Annotated in this window: 15 protein-coding genes; 6 read left to right on the top strand and 9 right to left on the bottom strand. The window is 69.1% G+C overall.

Annotated features, from left to right (window positions below; all coding sequences use genetic code 11):
* Positions 1 to 67: 67 nt before the first annotated feature.
* Entirely contained in the window at positions 68 to 979 is a 912-nt protein-coding gene (locus tag AB0E90_RS21375) for an oxidoreductase (RefSeq protein ID WP_360408059.1), read from the top strand.
* Here the strand turns inward: AB0E90_RS21375 and AB0E90_RS21370 are convergent.
* From AB0E90_RS21370 to AB0E90_RS21360, 3 genes are all read right to left on the bottom strand, one after another.
* Positions 969 to 1,802 (bottom strand): phosphatase PAP2 family protein, encoded by an 834-nt coding sequence (locus AB0E90_RS21370; RefSeq protein ID WP_360408056.1) that lies wholly within the window; start codon positions 1,800 to 1,802, stop codon positions 969 to 971. The two genes, AB0E90_RS21375 and AB0E90_RS21370, sit on opposite strands and share 11 nt — an antisense overlap.
* 86 nt (positions 1,803 to 1,888) lie before the next feature.
* The gene (locus AB0E90_RS21365) at positions 1,889 to 2,140 is read right to left on the bottom strand and encodes a type B 50S ribosomal protein L31 (protein WP_360408054.1); all 252 of its coding nucleotides are present in this window, start codon (positions 2,138 to 2,140) and stop codon (positions 1,889 to 1,891) included.
* 90 nt (positions 2,141 to 2,230) lie between these two features.
* On the bottom strand, positions 2,231 to 2,950 hold the full coding sequence (locus AB0E90_RS21360; RefSeq protein WP_360408051.1) for a spermidine synthase: 720 nt from the start codon (positions 2,948 to 2,950) through the stop codon (positions 2,231 to 2,233).
* A gap of 243 nt (positions 2,951 to 3,193) precedes the next feature.
* On the opposite strand from AB0E90_RS21360, the gene AB0E90_RS21355 reads away from it, so the two are divergent.
* Complete coding sequence (locus tag AB0E90_RS21355) at positions 3,194 to 3,487, top strand: hypothetical protein (RefSeq protein WP_360408048.1); 294 nt, start codon at positions 3,194 to 3,196, stop codon at positions 3,485 to 3,487.
* Between the two features lie 5 nt (positions 3,488 to 3,492).
* Here the strand turns inward: AB0E90_RS21355 and AB0E90_RS21350 are convergent, their stop codons facing one another.
* The 3 genes from AB0E90_RS21350 to AB0E90_RS21340 all read right to left on the bottom strand — a co-directional run bounded on the left by AB0E90_RS21350 (position 3,493) and on the right by AB0E90_RS21340 (position 6,088).
* Positions 3,493 to 4,374 (bottom strand): hypothetical protein, encoded by an 882-nt coding sequence (locus AB0E90_RS21350; RefSeq protein WP_360408045.1) that lies wholly within the window; start codon positions 4,372 to 4,374, stop codon positions 3,493 to 3,495.
* Positions 4,375 to 4,434: 60 nt separating this feature from the next.
* Positions 4,435 to 4,749: a hypothetical protein gene (locus AB0E90_RS21345; RefSeq protein ID WP_360408042.1), complete on the bottom strand. Its 315-nt coding sequence runs from the start codon at positions 4,747 to 4,749 to the stop codon at positions 4,435 to 4,437.
* 136 nt (positions 4,750 to 4,885) lie between these two features.
* Positions 4,886 to 6,088: a hypothetical protein gene (locus tag AB0E90_RS21340; RefSeq protein WP_360408039.1), complete on the bottom strand. Its 1,203-nt coding sequence runs from the start codon at positions 6,086 to 6,088 to the stop codon at positions 4,886 to 4,888.
* 227 nt (positions 6,089 to 6,315) lie between these two features.
* Here AB0E90_RS21340 and AB0E90_RS21335 point away from each other — a divergent pair, with 227 nt between their 5' ends.
* Entirely contained in the window at positions 6,316 to 7,158 is an 843-nt protein-coding gene (locus AB0E90_RS21335) for an SGNH/GDSL hydrolase family protein (protein ID WP_360408037.1), read from the top strand.
* A 19-nt stretch (positions 7,159 to 7,177) separates the two neighbouring features.
* Here AB0E90_RS21335 and AB0E90_RS21330 read toward each other — a convergent pair whose 3' ends face one another.
* The 3 genes from AB0E90_RS21330 to AB0E90_RS21320 form a co-directional block, all read right to left on the bottom strand.
* Entirely contained in the window at positions 7,178 to 7,402 is a 225-nt protein-coding gene (locus tag AB0E90_RS21330) for a hypothetical protein (RefSeq protein ID WP_360408034.1), read from the bottom strand.
* A complete protein-coding gene (locus AB0E90_RS21325; RefSeq protein WP_360408031.1) occupies positions 7,402 to 14,271 on the bottom strand; it encodes an RHS repeat-associated core domain-containing protein in 6,870 nt (2,289 codons plus the stop codon). Before AB0E90_RS21325 ends, AB0E90_RS21330 begins: the two co-directional genes overlap by 1 nt.
* Positions 14,272 to 14,437: 166 nt before the next feature.
* Positions 14,438 to 14,638: a hypothetical protein gene (locus AB0E90_RS21320; protein WP_360408029.1), complete on the bottom strand. Its 201-nt coding sequence runs from the start codon at positions 14,636 to 14,638 to the stop codon at positions 14,438 to 14,440.
* A gap of 142 nt (positions 14,639 to 14,780) precedes the next feature.
* On the opposite strand from AB0E90_RS21320, the gene AB0E90_RS21315 reads away from it, so the two are divergent.
* From AB0E90_RS21315 to AB0E90_RS21305, 3 genes are all read left to right on the top strand, one after another.
* Positions 14,781 to 16,028 carry a pilus assembly protein TadG-related protein gene (locus tag AB0E90_RS21315; protein ID WP_360408026.1) on the top strand — a complete coding sequence of 416 codons (1,248 nt, stop codon included), beginning with the start codon at positions 14,781 to 14,783 and terminating at the stop codon, positions 16,026 to 16,028.
* Positions 16,029 to 16,111: 83 nt separating this feature from the next.
* Positions 16,112 to 17,641 (top strand): alpha-L-arabinofuranosidase B, encoded by a 1,530-nt coding sequence (locus tag AB0E90_RS21310; RefSeq protein ID WP_360408023.1) that lies wholly within the window; start codon positions 16,112 to 16,114, stop codon positions 17,639 to 17,641.
* 223 nt (positions 17,642 to 17,864) lie between these two features.
* On the top strand, positions 17,865 to 18,836 hold the full coding sequence (locus AB0E90_RS21305; RefSeq protein ID WP_360408020.1) for a glycoside hydrolase family 11 protein: 972 nt from the start codon (positions 17,865 to 17,867) through the stop codon (positions 18,834 to 18,836).

The raw sequence follows: 18,836 nt of genomic DNA, 5'->3' as shown, positions 1-18,836 counted from the left end.
TTTGACAAGTCGCCGCATGGCAACCTACCTTCGTAGTTACTGAATGAGTGTTCATTACGAAGGAGTCATGATGGCCACCTGGACCCCCGCAACGATCAGCGACCAGGCCGGGCGCGTCGCCCTGATCACCGGCGGCAACAGCGGCATCGGCCGGCAGACCGGGCGCGTCCTGGCCGGTCACGGCGCCCGCGTCGTGCTTGCCGGGCGCGATCCCGGCAAGCTCGCGGCCGCCGCCGACGCGATCCGCGCCGAGGTCCCGGCAGCCGAGGTCGACACGCTCGTGCTCGATCTCGGCAACCTCAAGTCGGTCGGCGCCGCGGCGGCCCGGGTCGTCGATGCCGGCCCGCTGGACCTGCTCGTCAACAACGCCGGCGTGATGAACATCGCCGAGCGGCAGACCACCGCCGACGGCTTCGAGATGACCTTCGGCACCAATCACCTGGGCCACTTCGCCCTCGCTGCCCAGCTCATGCCCGCGCTGCGCGCCGCCTCGGCCGCCAGGGTGGTGACGGTCAGCGCGATCGCCGCCCGCTGGCGCAGCGGCGAGCTGACCGACCTGATGAGCGAGGAGAAATACCGGCCGATGAGCGCGTACGCGAAATCCAAGCGGGCCAACATCGTGTTCACCGTCGAGCTCGCCCGCCGGCTGGCCGGCACCCCGATGACCACCGTCGCGGTGCACCCCGGGGCCGCCCTGACCAACCTCCAGCAGCACTCCCAGGGCGTGGCCTCGCGGCTGCTCATGCCGCTGCTCGGGCGGCTGGCGATGGGCTCACCCGAGGGCGCCGCCTGGCCCTCGCTCTATGCCGCGACCGACCCGGCGGTCGAGAGCGGCGCCTTCCTCGGGCCGGCCGGCCGCCGCCAGGACTCCGGCACGCCGAAACCGGCCCGCCTGCCTCGCGACGCCGACGACCGGGCCACCGGCACGGCGCTGTGGCGCGACAGCGAGCGCCTCACCGGCGTCCCGTTCACCGTCTGACCGGCACCGCCGGGCTGGCCTCGTCCGGCTCGGTAGAAGTGGAAGGAACGCGTCGCCACAGGTAGGCGGATGCGTTGGCGACCGCCAGGCCGAGCAGCACCAGCGGGACAGCGGCGAGCGCGTCCAGCCAGTAGTGGTTGCCGGTGACCACGACCACGAGCACGGTGGCCACCGCGTGCGCCGGGCCGATCCACCGCCACCGGCTCTTCACGATGCTGAAGACCGCCGCGCCGGTGGTGATGGCCCACACGCAGTGCAGCGAGGGCATCGCGGCCAACTGCGGCGCGAACCCGGCGCCGTCGTCGGAGTAGACCCGTGGGCCGTACAGGCGCATGGTGTCGACGATGTGGAACAGCGCGAGGCGGGGCGGCGCCACCGCAAACAGCTGGATGACCTCGCCGACGATGCTGCCGACGGCCAGCACGGTCCGCCAGCGGGCGAAGTCAGGGCGGTGCCGGACGTAGAGCCAGACCAGGAAGATCCCCATCACCGGCGTGTGCCCGACGATGTAGTACCAGTTCGCCGCCTTGATGATCAGGTGGCTGTGCAGGGCGATCTGCTGGACCCACTCCTCGCTCGGCAGGTGAACGGTGCGCTCGAGCCGAAAGAGCGCGAGGCCCCGGCTCACCGCGTTCGAGGTGTCTCCTTGGCTGACGTGCCCGACGAGAAGCCAGGTGGCGTAGAGGACCGAGAAGACCGCGGCCTCCTGGGCCAGGTCGCGAACCCACAGCCAGCGCCGTGGCGGCACCCGGACCCGCATGACGGCCACCGTGACCGCGAGTCCGACTGCCAGCCAGGCCGCGTACTGCCAGGGCAACCACATATGACATATGTACTCGGCGCCGGTCGGCCGCGGGACGGCGACCCGAAGATCCGCGATCTATCCCACGGCCGTACCGGCGGAAAAGATTATTTGGTGAACTTGGCGTACTTGGCCCGGAACTTCTCGATGCGCCCCGCGGTGTCGAGCACGCGGCTGCGACCGGTCCAGAACGGGTGGCTCGCGGCCGAGATCTGAACGTCGACCACCGGGTACGTGTGGCCGTCCGCCCACTCGATCGTCCGGTCACTGGTGACCGTCGAGCGGGTCAGGAACGCGTAGTCGGCGTTCCGGTCGCGGTACACGACGGAGTGGTAGTCGGGGTGGATTCCGTTCTTCATGGCTGACCTCCAGGGTGATCGACCTCGTCAACCGATCCGCCGGACTCGATATTTCAACCGGCGTTGTGTCCTGGCAGACACCGCCCGGGGTCAGCCGGCGGTGGTCGCGACGTAGACGGTGTTGGCGGAGGTGCCGCCGGTCAGCGGGTTGGCGAAGGGCACCACGTGGGCCGCGGCGGTGGCGAAACACTGCCGCAGGACGGCCAGGAACCCCTCCTCGGGCGCGTCGTCGGACCACAGCCCGAACACTCCGCCCGGGCGCAGGCGATCGGCGAGGCGGCCCAGCCCGGTGGCGGTGTAGAGGTCGGCGTGGGTGGGGTCGAGGACGTTGACCGGCGAGTGGTCGATGTCGACCAGGATGGCGTCGAAGAGGCGGCCGGGGTCGGCCGGGTCGAAACCCGAGCCGTCGCGCAGCAGCGCGAAGAAATCACCCTCCAGCAGAGTGGTACGGGGGTCGGTGGTGAGCGTGCCGGCCTCCGGGAGCAGTTCGCGGCGGTGCCAGTCGATCACCGGAGCCAGGGCCTCGACCACGATCAGGGACCGGACCCGGTCGTCGGCCAGGGCGGTGCGGGCGGTGTAACCGAGGCCGAGACCGCCGACGACGACGTCCAGCGGAGCGTTCGGCAGGGCGGCGAGACCGAGCCTGGTCAGTTCCTCCTCGGCCACCGTGAACAGGCTGGACATGAGGTATTCGTCGCCCAGCTTCACCTCGTACACCTCAATGTTTGTGGTGGGTTCGAGGCGGCGCCGCAGGCTGATTTCGCCGATGCGGGTGGGGGCCCAGGCCAATTCGGCGAGTCGCGGATGCATTCGTGTCCTTTCGGCGCTGCGGAATCGCGCGGGCAAGAATGGCCGGAAGCTCAGGAACGCGACATAGCCGACCATAGTCCCAGGTTCGCGAGGTCTCAGCCGGGTAACAGTGCCGGGCAAGACGTTAGGATTGGAGAGACGGCCGCGACCAGCGACTGTTCTTCCTTTTAGCCGACTCTGGGTGAGGAATCGGCTACTTTCGGCTTGCCTGACCGAGCAATACCGACACCCCTGGAGTACGACTTGACCTCCCTGTCAGTGCCCTTGCGTGAGCCCACCAAAACGCTTCGCGAAAAAGGGGCGGACAGTTTCCACGCCGCGCTCGCCGCGGTCCTGACCGCCGGCCTCGAGGCCGCTCTCGAAGCGGGCGACCACCCGAAAGCGATCAGCTTCATCAACCGCGGCTTCGCCGAGGGCAGCCCGCAGCTGGGCTGCGACCTCCTGCGCCGGGCCAGCACCGTCGTCGGGGCCGCGCGCACCTGGACCGTGCAGCTCGCGCCGCTGACCCGCGTGCCGCAGCAGCCCGACCGCCGATAACGAACTCAGCGGGCAGGCTTGCCGGGGAACCGCTTGCCGGCCGCACGACGGTGACCGGGGCGCGAAGGCGCCACCGGCTCACTGGCGGCTGGCTCACTGGCGGCTGGCTTACTGGCGGCTGACTTGTCGGCGGGCGGCAGATCCCGGTACCGGCGGGCGTCTTCCGCCACCGACTCGTCCGGATCCTTCTCCAGCGCCTGCCGGATGTGCGGCGGGGTGACGGCCGACGTGGCCAGCGAGCGCCGGACATCCACCGACCGGTCGTCCACCATGGACAGCAGATCGGCCTCGTCCAGCCGCAGCGCGCGCACCAGCGTGGCGCGGACATCGGGCGAGGAGTCCTTGGCCAGGGCGCTGCGCTGCTCGGCGGTGGTCCGCTCGTTGATGGCGAGACCCTTGCGCACCCGCACCGTGCGGTCGCGCAACAACGCGGCGATGACCGCCGGGTCGCCGGTGTGGGCGGCCAGCCTCTCCCGCACCTCGGGCGAGGAGTCCTCGACCAGGATCGCGGCCAGGTCGGGCTCCAGCGCCGGCATCTCCGCGAGCAGACCGCGGAGCTCCTTGTCCTGCGCCTTCACCATCTGCTGACGGACCCGGGTGTTGCACGCCGGGTTGGCGGCAACCGCCCAGCGCACCCACCGGTCCGCGTCACCGACGAGGCGCAGGAGGTTGGCCAGGGAGGACGCGGGATTGCGCGCCACGGCCTCCCGGACGTCACGATCACGATCGCGCGCGAGCGGCCGCAGAGCCTCCGCCGGCGCCTCCGGGTGTGCCGCGACCGCCGCCCGAACCCGGGCCGACGGGTCCGAGGCCAATTCGAAAAGGACCCCGGGATCGGTCGAACGGTCGTGTGCCACGGAGACCCGCGCATCGATATCGCCAGTCACGCGCTGAGTTCCCATGGGGCGAATCCTCTCACGCTGCGCTCACGCCCCCGTTCGTCAGGCTCAGCGGCGCCGCTCGGAGCCCCGTCCGCGGACGGACTCGGGGCTCCGACTGGGGGCGGACTCGGTGGTCCGGCCGGGGGCGGAGAGGAACACGGTGGGCGCGGGACGGCCCGACGTGTCCTGCTCGACCACCGGGGTCTCGGCCTCGCCCTCGCCCTGCTCCGGCCCGTGCTCCTGCTGGTGCAGCTTCTCGGCCTTGTCCCGCATCTGCTGAAGCGTGAGCTGGCCGCGCTCACGGCTCACGTCGACCTCGATGCGGCAGAACCGGTCACACGGGTATTCGACGACGAACGTCGCCTGGGCGTTGCCGGTCATTCCACGTCCCCGCCGGCGCGAAGAAGGCACGCGCCATCACATCCGAAAAGGTTCTGCATGTCCCGATCGTAGCCGCGCACGGCTTCGCCCGCGCCGAAGCCCGGCGCGGGCGATGCGAATCAGCGATCGGCCATGCTCAGCGGCTGGCCATGATCAGGCCGGCCGGGTCGGTGCAGACCAGGTCGAGGGCCTTGGCGATCAGGTCGGGGTCGAACGTCGACGCGTGGAACGTGGCGTCCAGGTGGAGCACCCCGTTCATCTCCGTGGTGGCCAGCGCGATGCCGTCCGGCTCGCACAGGGTGGGCACGCTGAAGTTGTAACGCTCCACCGGCTCGGCGGTCCACGGCAGGTCGGCCAGCATGTCGTGGCGGCCCTGGTTGCTGAACGTATGCCGGACCCGGGTCTCGGCGTCGATCTCGGTCGGGTACGGATCGGGCATGCCCTTGGTGCCGCCGGCCACGATCTTTGTCTCCTCCAGCACCATCACCGACAGGATGCGCGGAACGGTCAGCTCCGCCTTGAGCATCCGGTGGATGGTGGCCGGGTCGGTCATGTCCGCCGGCGACAGCCACATGCCCATGCAGAAGTCGCTGTCGATCTCGACACCCTTGTCGAGGAAGCGCCGGGCGTCGGCCAGGAAGATGCCGCCACTGAGGTTCGGGTTGGCGCCGAGGTCACGCAGCGCGGCCGCGAACGCCGCGAACGTGATGGCGGACGTCGTCACGCCGGGTGCGTTGGCGTCGCGCCACTTACGCATCTGCACCAGCGCCTCGGCGGAGTGGGTGGTCCGCCAGGTGATGTCGTCGCGCCAGGGGCGCTGAGCCTCCGGCTGGGTGCGCGGCGGCCGGGGCAGGTCGAGACCCTGCCGCCAGCGGCCCGGCTTCAGGGCGATCTGCTTGAACCAGGCCTTGAGCAGGGCGCCCCGGTGCGGCGCGGACGGCCGGATGGCCGCGGCCCGGCCCTCGGCGGCCGCCTTGACCAGCTCGCGCAGCAGCACGTTGACCGGCCCGGCGTCGCCGTACGAGTGGGAGATCTTGAGCGCCACGAAGTCGGGACCGACCAGGATTCGCACCGGGTGGTGGGCGCGTGGCTCGGCCTGCAGGCTCCGGGTGGCCGCGACGATGTCGAGGTCGCCGGCGTCGGTCACCGCCTCCTCGACATAACGGGCGAACGTCGCCGCGTCCAGGTGCACCCACTGGGCGTTGGCCCGGTCGAGCCGGGACACGGCGCGATGCTGGGGATCGGTGGCGTGCAGCCCGATCAGCGCGTTGCGCACCGCGTCGACGGTTACACCCTGTAGCGGACCGACGGTACGCACGTACTCGAACTGCAGCCACACACGCTCACGCGTAGTGAGACGCGTGCTGAGACTCGTGCTGGACAAGGACCCTCCCCGGTAGGGATCTTCGCAAGGACAACCTGCATCGACGGCCCGCGCCGCCTGCAGATGATCGGTCGGTGACACTACTCCTCGCCATCGCCCTACCGGGCGATGGTGAGAGCCGAACGCCGGATCCGATGACGTATGGTGCGGAGGAAGTAGCTTTCCGTTGCGACGGGAGACTCATGATCCGCCGGTGGCACCTGGTAGTTCTCGCGCTCCTCGGCTTCCTGGCCCTCGCCTGCGAAGGCGGCGCCGCCGGTTCCGATCCCACGACTTCGCCGACGAAATCGGGCTATCCGTCGTCGATGGCGGCGATCGGTGATTCGATCACCGCGGGCCTGGGCAGTTGCGGCACCTACGTGGTGTGCAACCGCAACTCCTGGTCGACCGGGAGCGCCGACGCGGTCGACAGCCACTATCGCCGCATCCTCGCCAAGAACGCGAAGATCAAGGGCAACACCCACAACTACGCCGAGGTGGGGGCCGAGGCCGATGCCCTCGACGGCCAGGCGGCGCGGGCGGTCAAGGCCAAGGCGGCGTACGTCACGGTGCTGATCGGGGCGAACGACGCGTGCGCGCCGACCGCCGGCGCGATGACGCCGGTGACGACGTTCCGGTCCGAGGTCGATCGCGCCCTGGCCCGCCTCAAGAAAGGCCTGCCCAAGAGCCGGGTGCTGGTGGCCAGCATCCCGGACCTCTACCGGCTGTGGGATTTGGGAAAATCAAACGCGGCGGCCGTACGCGTGTGGACGCGCGCCACCATCTGCCCGTCGATGTTCGCGAACCCGGCCTCCACCGCCGACGCCGACGAGGCCCGGCGCCGGCAGGTGCGCGACCGCATCGACGCGTACGACGAGCAGCTGCGGCAGGCGTGCAAGGCGTACGGCAAACGCTGCCGCTGGGACAACGGCAGCGTCCACCAGATCCGCTTCGGTCTCGACGAGGTCAGCTCGGTCGACTACTTCCACCCGAACGCCAAGGGCCAGAACGAACTGGCCGACGCGACCTACCGAGCTTCCTGGTAGATCACGCCGGCCAGGCGTCCTACGACTCGTCCGGGACGAACACGTATTCCGAGGCGTCCCCGTAGGGCTCCCAGAACACCCACAGCCGCCCGCAGACCGGGCAGTGCAGGACGAGCTTCGATCGGCCGAACAGGTACGTCGCGTCGCGGTCTACGTCGAACTCATCGTTCGACAGCATCCGCAAGGCGTTGTCGGGGTCGTCGTCGCGCAGGAGCGTCCCGCAGACGCATGACAACTTGGCCATCACTTACCACCAATGAATTCCACTCCGCTGATCGGCGTGTTGCTCGCGTCCCAGCTCCGGATCATTCCGTTGGCCCGGTTGAGCGCGTTGGGGAAGTCACCGGCCGAGAGGCCGGTGCCGGTGAGGTCGACGACCACGCCACCACCGTGCACCTGGGTGTGCTTCCCCGCGATGCCGGACATGATCTGGTTGATCTTCCGGGTCTTCGGTGTGTAGACGTCCCACCGGGCGCCGTCCACCAGCAGGTCGCTGGTCGCGCCGCCCTTTCTGGTGCCGACCGGGTCCCGGAGCTCCACGTTACCGCCGCGGGCGGCCATGTGTTGGGCACCGCGAACCTCCGACTCGGACGGGTTGGCCGCGGTGACCCGCAGGACGCCCAGCTTGGGGCCGGCGATGATCTCGCAGCCGTTGTGGACGAGAACCGGCGTGTTCCCGGCGAGCACGTAGAACGTGTGCAGATCGGCCACCGTCAGCGTGTACGCCGGCGCCCGGCGATGGGCCGTGGCGTCGAAACCGTCGACCCGCGCCGTGCCGTCCGGGGTCCGGATCAGCTCGCCCGGCACCAGTTCGCTGGTTTCCTCCCAACGCTGGTCGGTGACGCTCCAGAAGAGGTGGTCCTCGGTGGTCACGAGCCGCCCGCCGTCGACGGTCAGCACGTACAGGTCGTCGTCGTGCACCCAGACGACCTCGACCTCGCGGCCCTCGGTCGTACCGGTCTCCGGGGTGCTGGCCAGCACGACGTCACCGGGACGCAACTGGTCGAGCCGCTTGGTGCTGCGGTCCGCCAGCAGCACCAGCGTGTCGGCGCTGAAGCTCCGGCAGCCGTAGAGCGACTTGCCGAACGGGTTCTTCAGACCCGGCAGGAACGGCGTGTTCTTCGGCCCCAGACCGAGGCCCTGGGATGCGTGCGCCTCGACCATCTGCCAGACCAGCTCGGACGGGCTCTGCATGTAGCGGAGCATGTCCGGGTCGTGCTTCTGCAGATCCTGGTAGACCGCGACCCAGGCCCGGCCGAGGATGGTCGGGTCGCTGTAGACGACCTCCCAGCCGTAGGTCGGGCCGAACGGCTCGCCGAGGTCGTCCCACTGGTCGGCGAACCCGGCCAGCACATCGAAGTACTTGGTGTAGATGATGCTGCAGGTCATCTCGCTGCCGCAGCGGTGCTTCTGCTTCACACAGCGCGATCCCCGGCAGATGGTCTTGCCGGAATTGGTCGTCGGGTTGGTGTCGGTCGTGACCGCCGTGGGGACCGGAGCCGGCGCCGGGCTCTTGCCGTAACCGTCACAGCGGTCCTGCGGGCACAGGCCGGACGGGTCCGACGAGGTGATCGGGTTGTCCGCGGCGTAGGCGTAACCGCCGAGCTGGCTCGGGTCACTGAACTGCAGCATCGGGTCGGGGCTGAGGAACCGGCCCAGGGCCGGGTCGTACTTGCGCGCGCCCATGTCGGTGTAGCCGGTGGACACGTCCTTGGGCGCGCCCAGATAGCCGCGGGTCAGGTCCGGCCAGGCGGTGGTGTTCGCGTTGGCCCGGTCCTCGCCGTACGGCTTCATCTGCTGGCGGGAAACCTCCTGACTGGTGGTGTCGACGGCCAGGGTGGCGCTGTTGTTCCGGTCGCTGAACAGGTAGTGCGCGCCGCCGCCGGGGAGGGTGGACCGAACCGCCACCGCTCCGCCGGAGCCGCCGTGCGAGTAGGTACGGACGGCGCCGACCTGGGCCGTGCCGGTGTCGACGACGATCTCGGTGTCGCCGGCGAACAGGGTGGTGCGGCCGGCTTCCCGTCGGATCAGCTGGTTGCCGTCCGCGTCGTACAGATATCTGGTGGTGGCGCCGGCCGCGGTGACCGAGGCGAGGTTGCCCTCGTCGTCCCAGGTCAGGGTCTGCGCGGCCGCTTTGGTGGGGGTCCGGGTGAGCAGGTTGCCCGCCACGTCGTAGACGAACTTCGTCGGGTCCGCACCGCCGGTGGTGGCGGTGAGGGTGTGCGGCTGGACGCCGGTGCGGTTGCAGCCGCTGCTGCACCCGTTGGTGTAGCCGGTGGTGAGGTCGGCCCCGCCGTTGGTGGAGTGGTCCACCACCTGGGTCCGGTCGCCGATCGCGTTGTAGCTGTACGTCTGCCAGTAGGAGCCGGCGCCGGATGCGACGTTCTGGTCAGCGCAGGTGCCGGCCGAGGTTCGCGCATCGACCAGGCGCGCGAGATCGTCGTACCGGAAGCACTGTGCATCGGTGACGATGTTGCCGCTCTCCGACTGCTCGTTGATCGCCGAGAGCGGGTTGCCGGCGTCGTCGTAGGTGTAACTGGTCTTGTCGACCAGCGGGCCGATCCCCTGGCTGCGGTAGACCGCGCGGCCCGACTGCCGAAGGGTGTACTCGTCGTACGAGTACAGCGCCTGCACCTCGTTGCTGGAGGCCCCCATGGTGAGACGGGAGGGCTGCCCGAAGTCGGTGTAGGTGGAGCCGGACACGTACAGGTCGATGCCCGACGTCGAGGTGGCCGCGCCGAGCAGGTTGTGGCCGTAGGTGAGCACCTCGCCGGGCAGCCCGCCGACGGCCGGGTCGGTCTGCCGGGCGACCAGCTCGGTGTTCGGCGAGTAGGCGACCTCGGTCGTGTACGAGGCCGGCAGCGGCTTCTCGGTGCTGGGCAGGGTGATGTTCTGCCCGAGCGGCTTGCCGAGCGTCGAGTAGCCGGTGATCGTCGTGGTGTAGCTGCCGGTCACCCCGGACACGTACCGCGAGGACGAGGTCAGCTTGCCGATCTTCAGGGTGTCGAACGTCCAGGAGGCGAACTTGAAGTTGCTCTTGGACTTGTCGACGCCGGTGAGCTTCCGGCCGAGCAGGTCGTAGGTGTAGGCGAGCTGGATGCCCCGGGCGTCCCGGGTGAGCACGGTGTTCCCGGCGTCGTCGTAGGCGGTGAGGCCGGTGCCGGCGTCCGGGTCGGCGAGCGAGGTCTCCCGGCCGAGCAGGTCGTAGGTGTACGACCAGACCGAGTTGTCCGGCCCGGTGACCTTGGCCGGCTTGCCCTCCTGGGTGTACTCGTACGCGATCGACTGGCTGCTGCCGCCGGTCGCGGTGAATCCGCCGCCGGCCGTGCCGGTCAGCCCCGGCTTCGTCGTGTACTGCTCCAGCTTGGTGATGCGGCCGCGGGCGTCGGTGGTCTCGGTGGTGGCGACGGCCCCGGTCGGCGGCACGGCGGTGACCTTGTCACCGGTGTACGCGGTGCGGGTGTAAGAGGTCTTGACCCCGTTGTGCTCGGCCGTCACCTGGGTCGTCCGGCCCAGTCCGTCGTGGTCGGTCACGGTCGTCGCCGGGACCGACACCTGCGAGAGCCGATCCGAGATCAGCGTGTCCCGCGGTGCGCCGGCGGTGGCGTAGGAGTCGTTGGTGAGCACGGTCCAGCCGTGCGAGTCGTACTGGGTGTCGCTGACGACCGTGCTGCCGTTCTCACCGGTGGTCTGCACCTCGAGAGTGCGCAGCATGGCATCGTGCTGCGTCTTGCTCTCCAGATAGGGGGTGTCCGGGTCGTCGGTCAGCGTGCGGCTGGTGACCACGCTCGGCGCGGTCGTGGACAGCTGGTACGAGTAGGTGTAGTTGGCGGGCGCGCTCGCCGCCTTGCTCTTGTTCGGCAGCCACACCGCGGTCAGCCGGCCGAGGCCGTCGTAGGTCATCGACGTCAGGGCGCCGGCCACGTCGGTCTTGGTGATCGGCACCTGCCGGGCCGGGTCGAGGGTGACCGACGCAACCTGGCAGTCCACGCTGGACGTGGTGACCGCCGCGCAGCTCGATCCGGCCGTGACCTGGGTGACCGTGCTGATGGTGGTGGGCAGCGCCGCCGAGGCCGGCGTGTACTTCGTGTACGAGGCCTGGGCGAGACTGCTGCCGTCGGCGGCCTTCGAGTTCGGCGTGCGCGTCGTCGAGGTGGGCCGGCCGTAGCTGTCGTAGGTGGTGGCGGTGACGTCCATGAACGTGGACGCGGTCGCCCCGGTGGCCGCGCTCGCCTGCTGGACCAGGGTGATGTTGCCCTTGGTCGGCCCGGCCGGGCTGCTCTGCCCGTCACCGTTGTAGGCGAACGCGTTCCCGTCGTACGAGTTGCGCACCTCGGATGTCAGGTTGCCGGACCGGCTCGCCCCGGCCGCGGTGCAGTCCTGGTCGGTGGAGACCACCCGAGCGGGCAGGACCAGCGGCGCCTTCGAGCCGTCCGGCAGGGTCACGCTGCCGTCGAGGTACTGGGTGAACGTGCACTTGGCGACGTTGCCGGCGGCGCCGGTCTCACCCCGGTCGTCGACCTGGACGGTCATGCCGGTGGTGCTCTGCCCGAGGGTGCTGTTGGCGAAGGTCAGGGTCTCGGTCTTGCGCCAGCCGTAGGAGACCTTCTGCCGGTTGACCGTGCGCGCGGTGCGCACCATCTTGGCCTGCAGCGTGGACAGCCCGTCGCGGGCACGGGACGCGGTCGGGCCGATGGTGGTGGGCACGGTGACCGCGGTGGTGTCCACCGAGCCGCCGTCGCCGGTGTAATTGACCGTCTCGAAGACCTGGCCGGCGTACTCGTCCTTGTCGGTGGTGGTGATGCTGGCGTCGGTGCTGGTCAGCGTGCCGCCCATGCCGACGAAGTAGTACGTCTTGGTCAGGGTCTTGCGGTCGTGGGTCTCGGCGCCGTCGGTGTAGTGGAAGACCGACGGGTTGCCGGTGGTGACGTCGACCTCGGGGTAGCCGCGGAACTGGCCGTAGGTGCGGTACTTCTTCTTGACGACCTCGTTGTCGTCGAAGTGCCAGCCCGGCTTCCCCACGTATTTGTATTGGGTGAGCAACGACGGCTGCGAACCGTCCTGGTAGGTGTTGTGACCGTCGGTGGTGGCCACCGAGGTGACCGGGTGGGTGTAGAACCAGTCGAGCAACGGCTCCGGCTGGTACTCCGGGGTCCAGTAGACCGGGAAGCAGCCGGTGGTGTTGGTGGCCGGGTCGGACGGGAGGCTCGCGCAGTCCGGGGTGTCGTAGGTGACGACGGTCTCGGCGCCGGTCTCGGTGACGATGTTCTTGATCCGGTTGAAGTACATGCGTGGCAGCCCGGCCACCGTGCCGACCCGGTTCGGCAGCTGTTCCATGTTGAAACTGACCGTGCCGGCCGACGTGTCCGCGGCGCCGCCGCCGAGCCGGTTCACGCCGGTCCGCTTGATCGACTCGAGCCAGAGGGTGGGCGCGTGGTCGCCGTTGTCCGGGAAGGTCTGTGTCAGGTCGTAGCGGTCGACCGGCACGTCCTTGACCTCGGTGACGATGCTGGTGAGCTTCCGGCGTGACCAGAAGCTCGGCCCGTGGTTGGTGCAGTCGCCGCTCGCGGCGCAGTTCAGGTCGGTCGGGACGTCCGGGTAGTACTCCGGGTGCGACTCGCTGAGGGTGCACTCGCCGATGCAGCGCTCGGCGGTGTTGAACACGATCTGCTCGGGCGCGGTGGCCGAGTAGACCGTCGACGGCGTGATGCCGTAGTCGATCCGCTCGAGGTAGCCGCCACGAACGTACGAGACCGCCTTGTCCTTCATGTTCGGGCCGTAGTAGCCGGCCTCCGGCGTGTAGTAGTACGCCATCGCGTTGCCGCGCGGGTCGACCACGTAGTCGAGGTTGAACCGGTAGCCCAGCGTGCAGGCGGTGTCCGCGAAGGTCGACGACGACGGACAGGCCGAGACCCCGCCGCCCGCCTGGTAGACCGGCATCGTCCAGGCCGAGTTGGTCACCTCGGCGTTCGCCGTCCAGCCGGGCAGCCGGTTCAGGCCGAAGTAGTACTGGGTGCCGTTCTCGACGACCCGGAAGTACTCGTTGTTCTTGGTGCCGTTGGTGGCGTTGGTGAGCCGGTCGACCTTGGTGGTCGCGTCGTCGTCGGCCGGGCGGAACGTCTTGGCCTTGTCGTCGTAGACCAGCGCGGTCGACTTCCCGTTCAGCGACAGGGTCAGGACCTCCCCCGCCCAGCACTGGTCGCCGGAGTTCTTGGGTGCGCCGGAGTCGGTGACGTCGGTGCAGTTCTGATAGGAGCGCTCGACGAAGTTCTCGCTCAGCGACCAGCCGTCACCCACCCACGAGGACTGGTTGTTGGTGCCGGCGGTGCGGGCGTCCTGCGCGGCCGAGTTGTAGGACAGCGCCAGGCTGGGCGCGGTGCCACCGATCGGCGGCGGCACGGTGATCGGGTAGCTGTAGGTGAACGCGCCGGTGTTGCCGCTGACGCCCCAGGTGCCGCCGGGCGACAGGCTGGTCGCCGAGTAGTCACCGCTGTCCCCGCCCGCGCCGCTGGTCGCCGCCAGGACGGTGTCGGCCGAGGCCAGCGCGACCGTCGCGGTCAGCGACGACGACACCGGGGTCTGGGTGCGGCAGGCCGCGGCCTCGGGCGTGGTCACCGCGCACGCGGGCAGCCGGACCAGGTGCAGGCGGGAGGCGTAACCGCCGCCGTAGGCATTACGGAACGACGACGGGTCCACGCTCACCGCGACGCTGCCCGAGGCGGCGCCCAGCGTGAACATCACCCCGCGCACGCCGGCGGCCTGGGCCACCTTCTGGTCGACGGTCGTCAGGCGTACCTGATCGGGTGTCGTTCCCTTGGCCCGGGCGATCGAGATCGGCGAGGTGCCGGCCGAGCCGGCGGCTCGCAGCGAGACCGTCGTGGCTTGCGCTTTCGGCAACGCCGCCTGCTTGCCGGGATCGAAGCGGGTGTACGCCGCGGGAGCCGGCGCCCGCTTCGGGGCTCGGGCGTCGGCCAGCTCGACCCGTTTCGGGGTCACCGGACTCGGAATGCTGACGTCCTTCGGCGCGGCACCGGCCGGACCGGAAACGCCGATCAGAGCGGGCGTGGCGAACAGCGCCACCGCCACGATCCCGGCGCGTCTCCACCGGGACATCAGTCGAAATTGTGCAGGCAGCATCAAGCAGGCCCTTCCCCCGTGAACCGGCCGGGCGGGCGTGCCAGCGGCGCGGCGCGCTCATGCTATGAACCGGGGATCGGACCGTCTCCAGAAGATGACCTATGTCACAACCCATCGTTTGGTTTGCCTGTTTCGATGGGTTCTAGCGGATGCCGTGCACCACCCGGCCGAGCTTCCGGTACGGCGTACCGGTCAGATAAGCCACCCGCAGCACCCACAGCACCTTCCCGCGGTAACCCGGCGCCGGAACGTCGTTGCTGCCGTCGGTGATCGACTCATAGTCGAGCGACTTCGGCGGATAGGCGCCCTTCGGGACCTCGGCCGCCGCGATCCGTTGCCGCATCTCGGTATTGCACCGATGCACGTGGTCGCCCAGCCACCAGCTCAACTCCTCCGGCGGGATCAGCGTGGAGCCCCCGAATGCGTGACGCGGGTGGCCCCGAAACGGCACAAAAGCTAGCGAATATCGCATAGTGTCTGGCCTGATGTTCTCGATCCGCGGAATTGGGCTCTGGGGCCGCAAGCGACGGGACTCCGACCACGGCGCGGTGGCCACCGTCATCGCGACCCTGATGGCCGGCGGCGTCCTGCTCGGCATGGGCGCCCTGGTCATCGACGTCGGCCAGCTCTACGTCGAGCGCGAGCAGTTGCAGACCGGCGCCGACGCCGCCTCGATGGCCGTCGCGCTCAGCTGCATTCGCGGCAACACCTGCACGAGCGCGGCCCAGACCGCGACCGCGGTCAGCTACGCCTCGAAGAACGCCGGCGGCGACAAGAAGGCCGACGCGCAGATCTGCATCAACAACACCGGCTGCCCGGCCACCTGGAACACCGCGATCACCTGCCCGACGATGTTCACCCCGGCGGCCGGGACCGTGGTCGGCAGCTACGTCGAGGTGCGGACCTCCACCCTGACCTCGACCAACAGCACGCTGTTTCCGCCGACCTTCGCCGGCGCCCTGAGCGGCGCCAACTATCAGGGCAAACAGGTGGGCACGTGCGCGCGGGTCAACTGGGGGCCGCCGGTCACGACCAAGGTGTTCGCGCTCGGCATCTCGCTGTGCGACTGGAAGCGGATGACCGGCAACGGCACGGTCTACTACGGCCCGATCGGCTCGCTGCTCTCGGTCCTCGGCCTCTACACCACGATCGGCCTGCCCAACCCGGTCTCGGGCGCGGACAGCTCGATCGTCAAGTCGGGGTCGACCGTGCTGCTCGGCTCGGTCGTGCCCAGCTGCACGACGCCGCTCGACACCACCGTGCCCCGGGGTTACGGCTGGCTGATGTACCAGGACCTGACCGCGCCGGACAGCAACTGCATGATGAACATCAAGGTCGACGACCTGCCCCGCTCGTCGGCGCTGGCCTTCACCGGCCTGACCTGCGTCCCGCTGCTCCAGGCGTACGCCGCGGCCGGCAACCCGATCATGGTGCCGATCTACGACAAGCTGGTCCCGTCGTTCTCGCCGATCCTGTCGGTGGCGCCGCAGTACCACATCGTGGGGTTCGCGCCGTTCGTCCCGACCGGTTACTACACCCTGCTCGGCGGCCTGATCAAGGGCCTCACCAGCATCCTCAGCGGTGGCCTGGCCCAGGGCATCAACGACGTCCTCTGCATCGTCTCGGCCTGCATCACCGGCTACTTCACCAAGGTCCTCACCCCGGCCACCCGCCCGACCGGATTCGGCACCGGCCAGAACTTCGGCGCGACGGTCATCGCGCGTACCGGCTGATGGTTTGAAGTCATTGAATTTCGCACATGTGACGTCTATGTTAACGTTCACATAGATAGACCTCCATGGAAGAGGTTGTCCACATGCGCCGCTCCGTCCTCTCTCTGATCACCGCCGGCGTCGTCATCACCGGACTGACGATCGCCGCCAACCCGTCGCAGGCGGCCACCACCGGGCCGTGCGACATCTACGCCACCGGCGGCACCCCCTGCGTCGCCGCGCACAGCACCACCCGCGCCCTCTACGGCAGCTTCAGCGGCTCGCTCTACCAGGTCCGCCGCGCCTCGGACAACGCCACCACCAACGTCGGCGTCCTCAGCGCCGGTGGTGTCGCCAACTCCGCCACCCAGGACACGTTCTGCGCCGGCACGTCCTGCGTCATCACGGTCATCTACGACCAGTCCGGCAAGGGCAACCACCTGACCCAGGCCCCGCCCGGCGGCTTCAGCGGCCCGGCGAGCGGCGGTTACGACAACCTCGCCGACGCGAACGCCGCGCCGATCAGTGTGGGCGGTCACCGAGCCTACGGCGTGCTGGTCGCGCCGGGCACCGGCTATCGCAACAACAGCACGAACGGCATCGCCAAGGGCGACGCGGCCGAGGGGATGTACGCGATCTTCGACGGCACCCGATACAACGGCGGCTGCTGCTTCGACTACGGCAACGCCGAGACGAACAGCCGGGACAACGGCAACGGCACCATGGAGGCGCTCTACTTCGGCAACTCCAAGGGCTGGGGCTACGGCGCCGGCAGCGGCCCGTGGATCATGGCCGACCTGGAGAACGGCCTGTTCTCGGGTGTCAACGCGGGCTACAACGCGGGCGACCCGACGATCAGCAACCGGTTCATCACCGCCGTCCTCAAGGGCGAGCCGAACCACTGGTCGATCCGCGGCGGCAACGCCCAGTCCGGCAGCCTCTCCACCTACTACAACGGGGTGCGGCCGAACGTCTCGGGCTACAACCCGATGAAGAAGGAGGGCGCGATCATCCTCGGCATCGGCGGCGACAACAGCGTCAGCGCGCAGGGCACGTTCTACGAGGGCGTGATGACCTCCGGCTACCCGACCGACGCGACCGAGAACTCGGTGCAGGCCAACATCACCGCTGCCGCCTACGCCACCACCACGACCGCGACCCCGCTGGTCTCCGGCCGGGCGGTCTCGCTGCGGGCCACCACCGGCTGCTGCGTGACCCGCTACCTCACGCACTCCGGCAGCACGGTCAACACCACCGCGATCACCGCGTCGAGCAGCGCCACCGACAAGGCGAACGCGTCCTGGTACGTGCGGCCCGGCCTGGCCAACAGCTCGTGCTTCTCGTTCGAGTCGCGCAACACCTCCGGCCAGTACCTGCGGCACTACAGCTATCAGCTGCAACTGGCCGCGAACGACGGCACCTCGCTGTTCGCCTCGGACGCGACGTTCTGCTCCTCGGCCGGCAAGAGCGGCCAGGGTTACTCGCTCGCGTCGAGCAACTACTCGACCCGGTTCATCCGGCACTACAACAACGCGGTCTACATCGCCAGCAACGGCGGCACCAACACGTGGGACGCGACCGCGCAGTGGGCCGAGGACTCGAGCTGGGGCATCGACGGCGCCTGGACTCCGTAACTTTCGGAAGTTCAACGACAAAGTCCAACCCTGATTGTGTACGCCGTGAGCACCGGAACCCTCTTTCCGGTGCTCACGGCCTTTTGTGGTGCTCACAGTTACCGCTAAGTTTCCGCAACTTGTTGACACTTCGTCACGGCCGGTTCAATACTGTCGCCATCGATTCAGGTCGATGAGGGCCAGCCCCGAGGCCCTTTCCCCGTCCCCGCGGAGGAAGCGCGCAATGACCGAAACTTCCGTTCCCCGAACACGCCGGCGCGTCCTGCTCGGCATCGTCTGCGCCCTGGCGCTGGCCGCCGCCTCGGTGATCCTGCCGAGCACCGCGATGGCCGCCGTCACGACCAACCAGACCGGCACCAACAACGGCTACTTCTACTCGTTCTGGACCGACAGCCAGGGCACCGTCTCGATGAACCTCGGCTCGGCCGGCAACTACTCGACCAGTTGGAGCAACACCGGCAACTTCGTGGCCGGCAAGGGCTGGAAGCCCGGCACCCGCCGCGCGGTCACCTACTCCGGCAGCTTCAACCCCTCCGGAAACGCCTATCTGACCCTGTACGGCTGGACCCGGAACCCGCTCGTCGAGTACTACATCGTCGACAACTGGGGCACCTACCGCCCGACCGGCACCTTCATGGGCACGGTCACCAGCGACGGCGGCACCTACGACATCTACCGCACCCAGCGGGTCAACCAGCCGTCGATCGATGGCACGGCCACGTTCTACCAGTACTGGAGCGTCCGGCAGTCGAAGAAGACCGGCGGCACCATCACGGCCGGCAATCACTTCGACGCGTGGGCGGGCAAGGGCATGAACCTCGGCACCCATGACTACCAGATCCTGGCCACCGAGGGCTACCAGAGCAGCGGAAACTCCAACATCACGGTGGACAGCTCGACCTCCGGCGGCGGCACCGGGGGCGGCAGCAGCGGCTGCACCGCGACCCTCTCGGCCGGACAGTCCTGGAGCGACCGCTACAACCTCAACGTCGCGGTCACCGGCTCCAGCAACTGGACCGTGACGATGAACGTGCCGTCGCCGGAGAAGGTGCTCTCCACCTGGAACATCGCCGCCACTTACCCGAACGCCCAGACGCTGGTCGCCAAGCCGAACGGCAGCGGCAACTCGTTCGGCGTGACCATCCAGGCCAACGGCTCGTGGACCTGGCCCACCGTCTCGTGCGCGGGAGCGTGA

It is taken from the genome of Actinoplanes sp. NPDC026619 (assembly GCF_040638295.1).
Taxonomy (GTDB): Bacteria; Actinomycetota; Actinomycetes; order Mycobacteriales; family Micromonosporaceae; genus Actinoplanes.
Note: the sequence above shows the minus strand (reverse complement) of the source record. Positions and strands in the feature narration are given on the sequence as shown.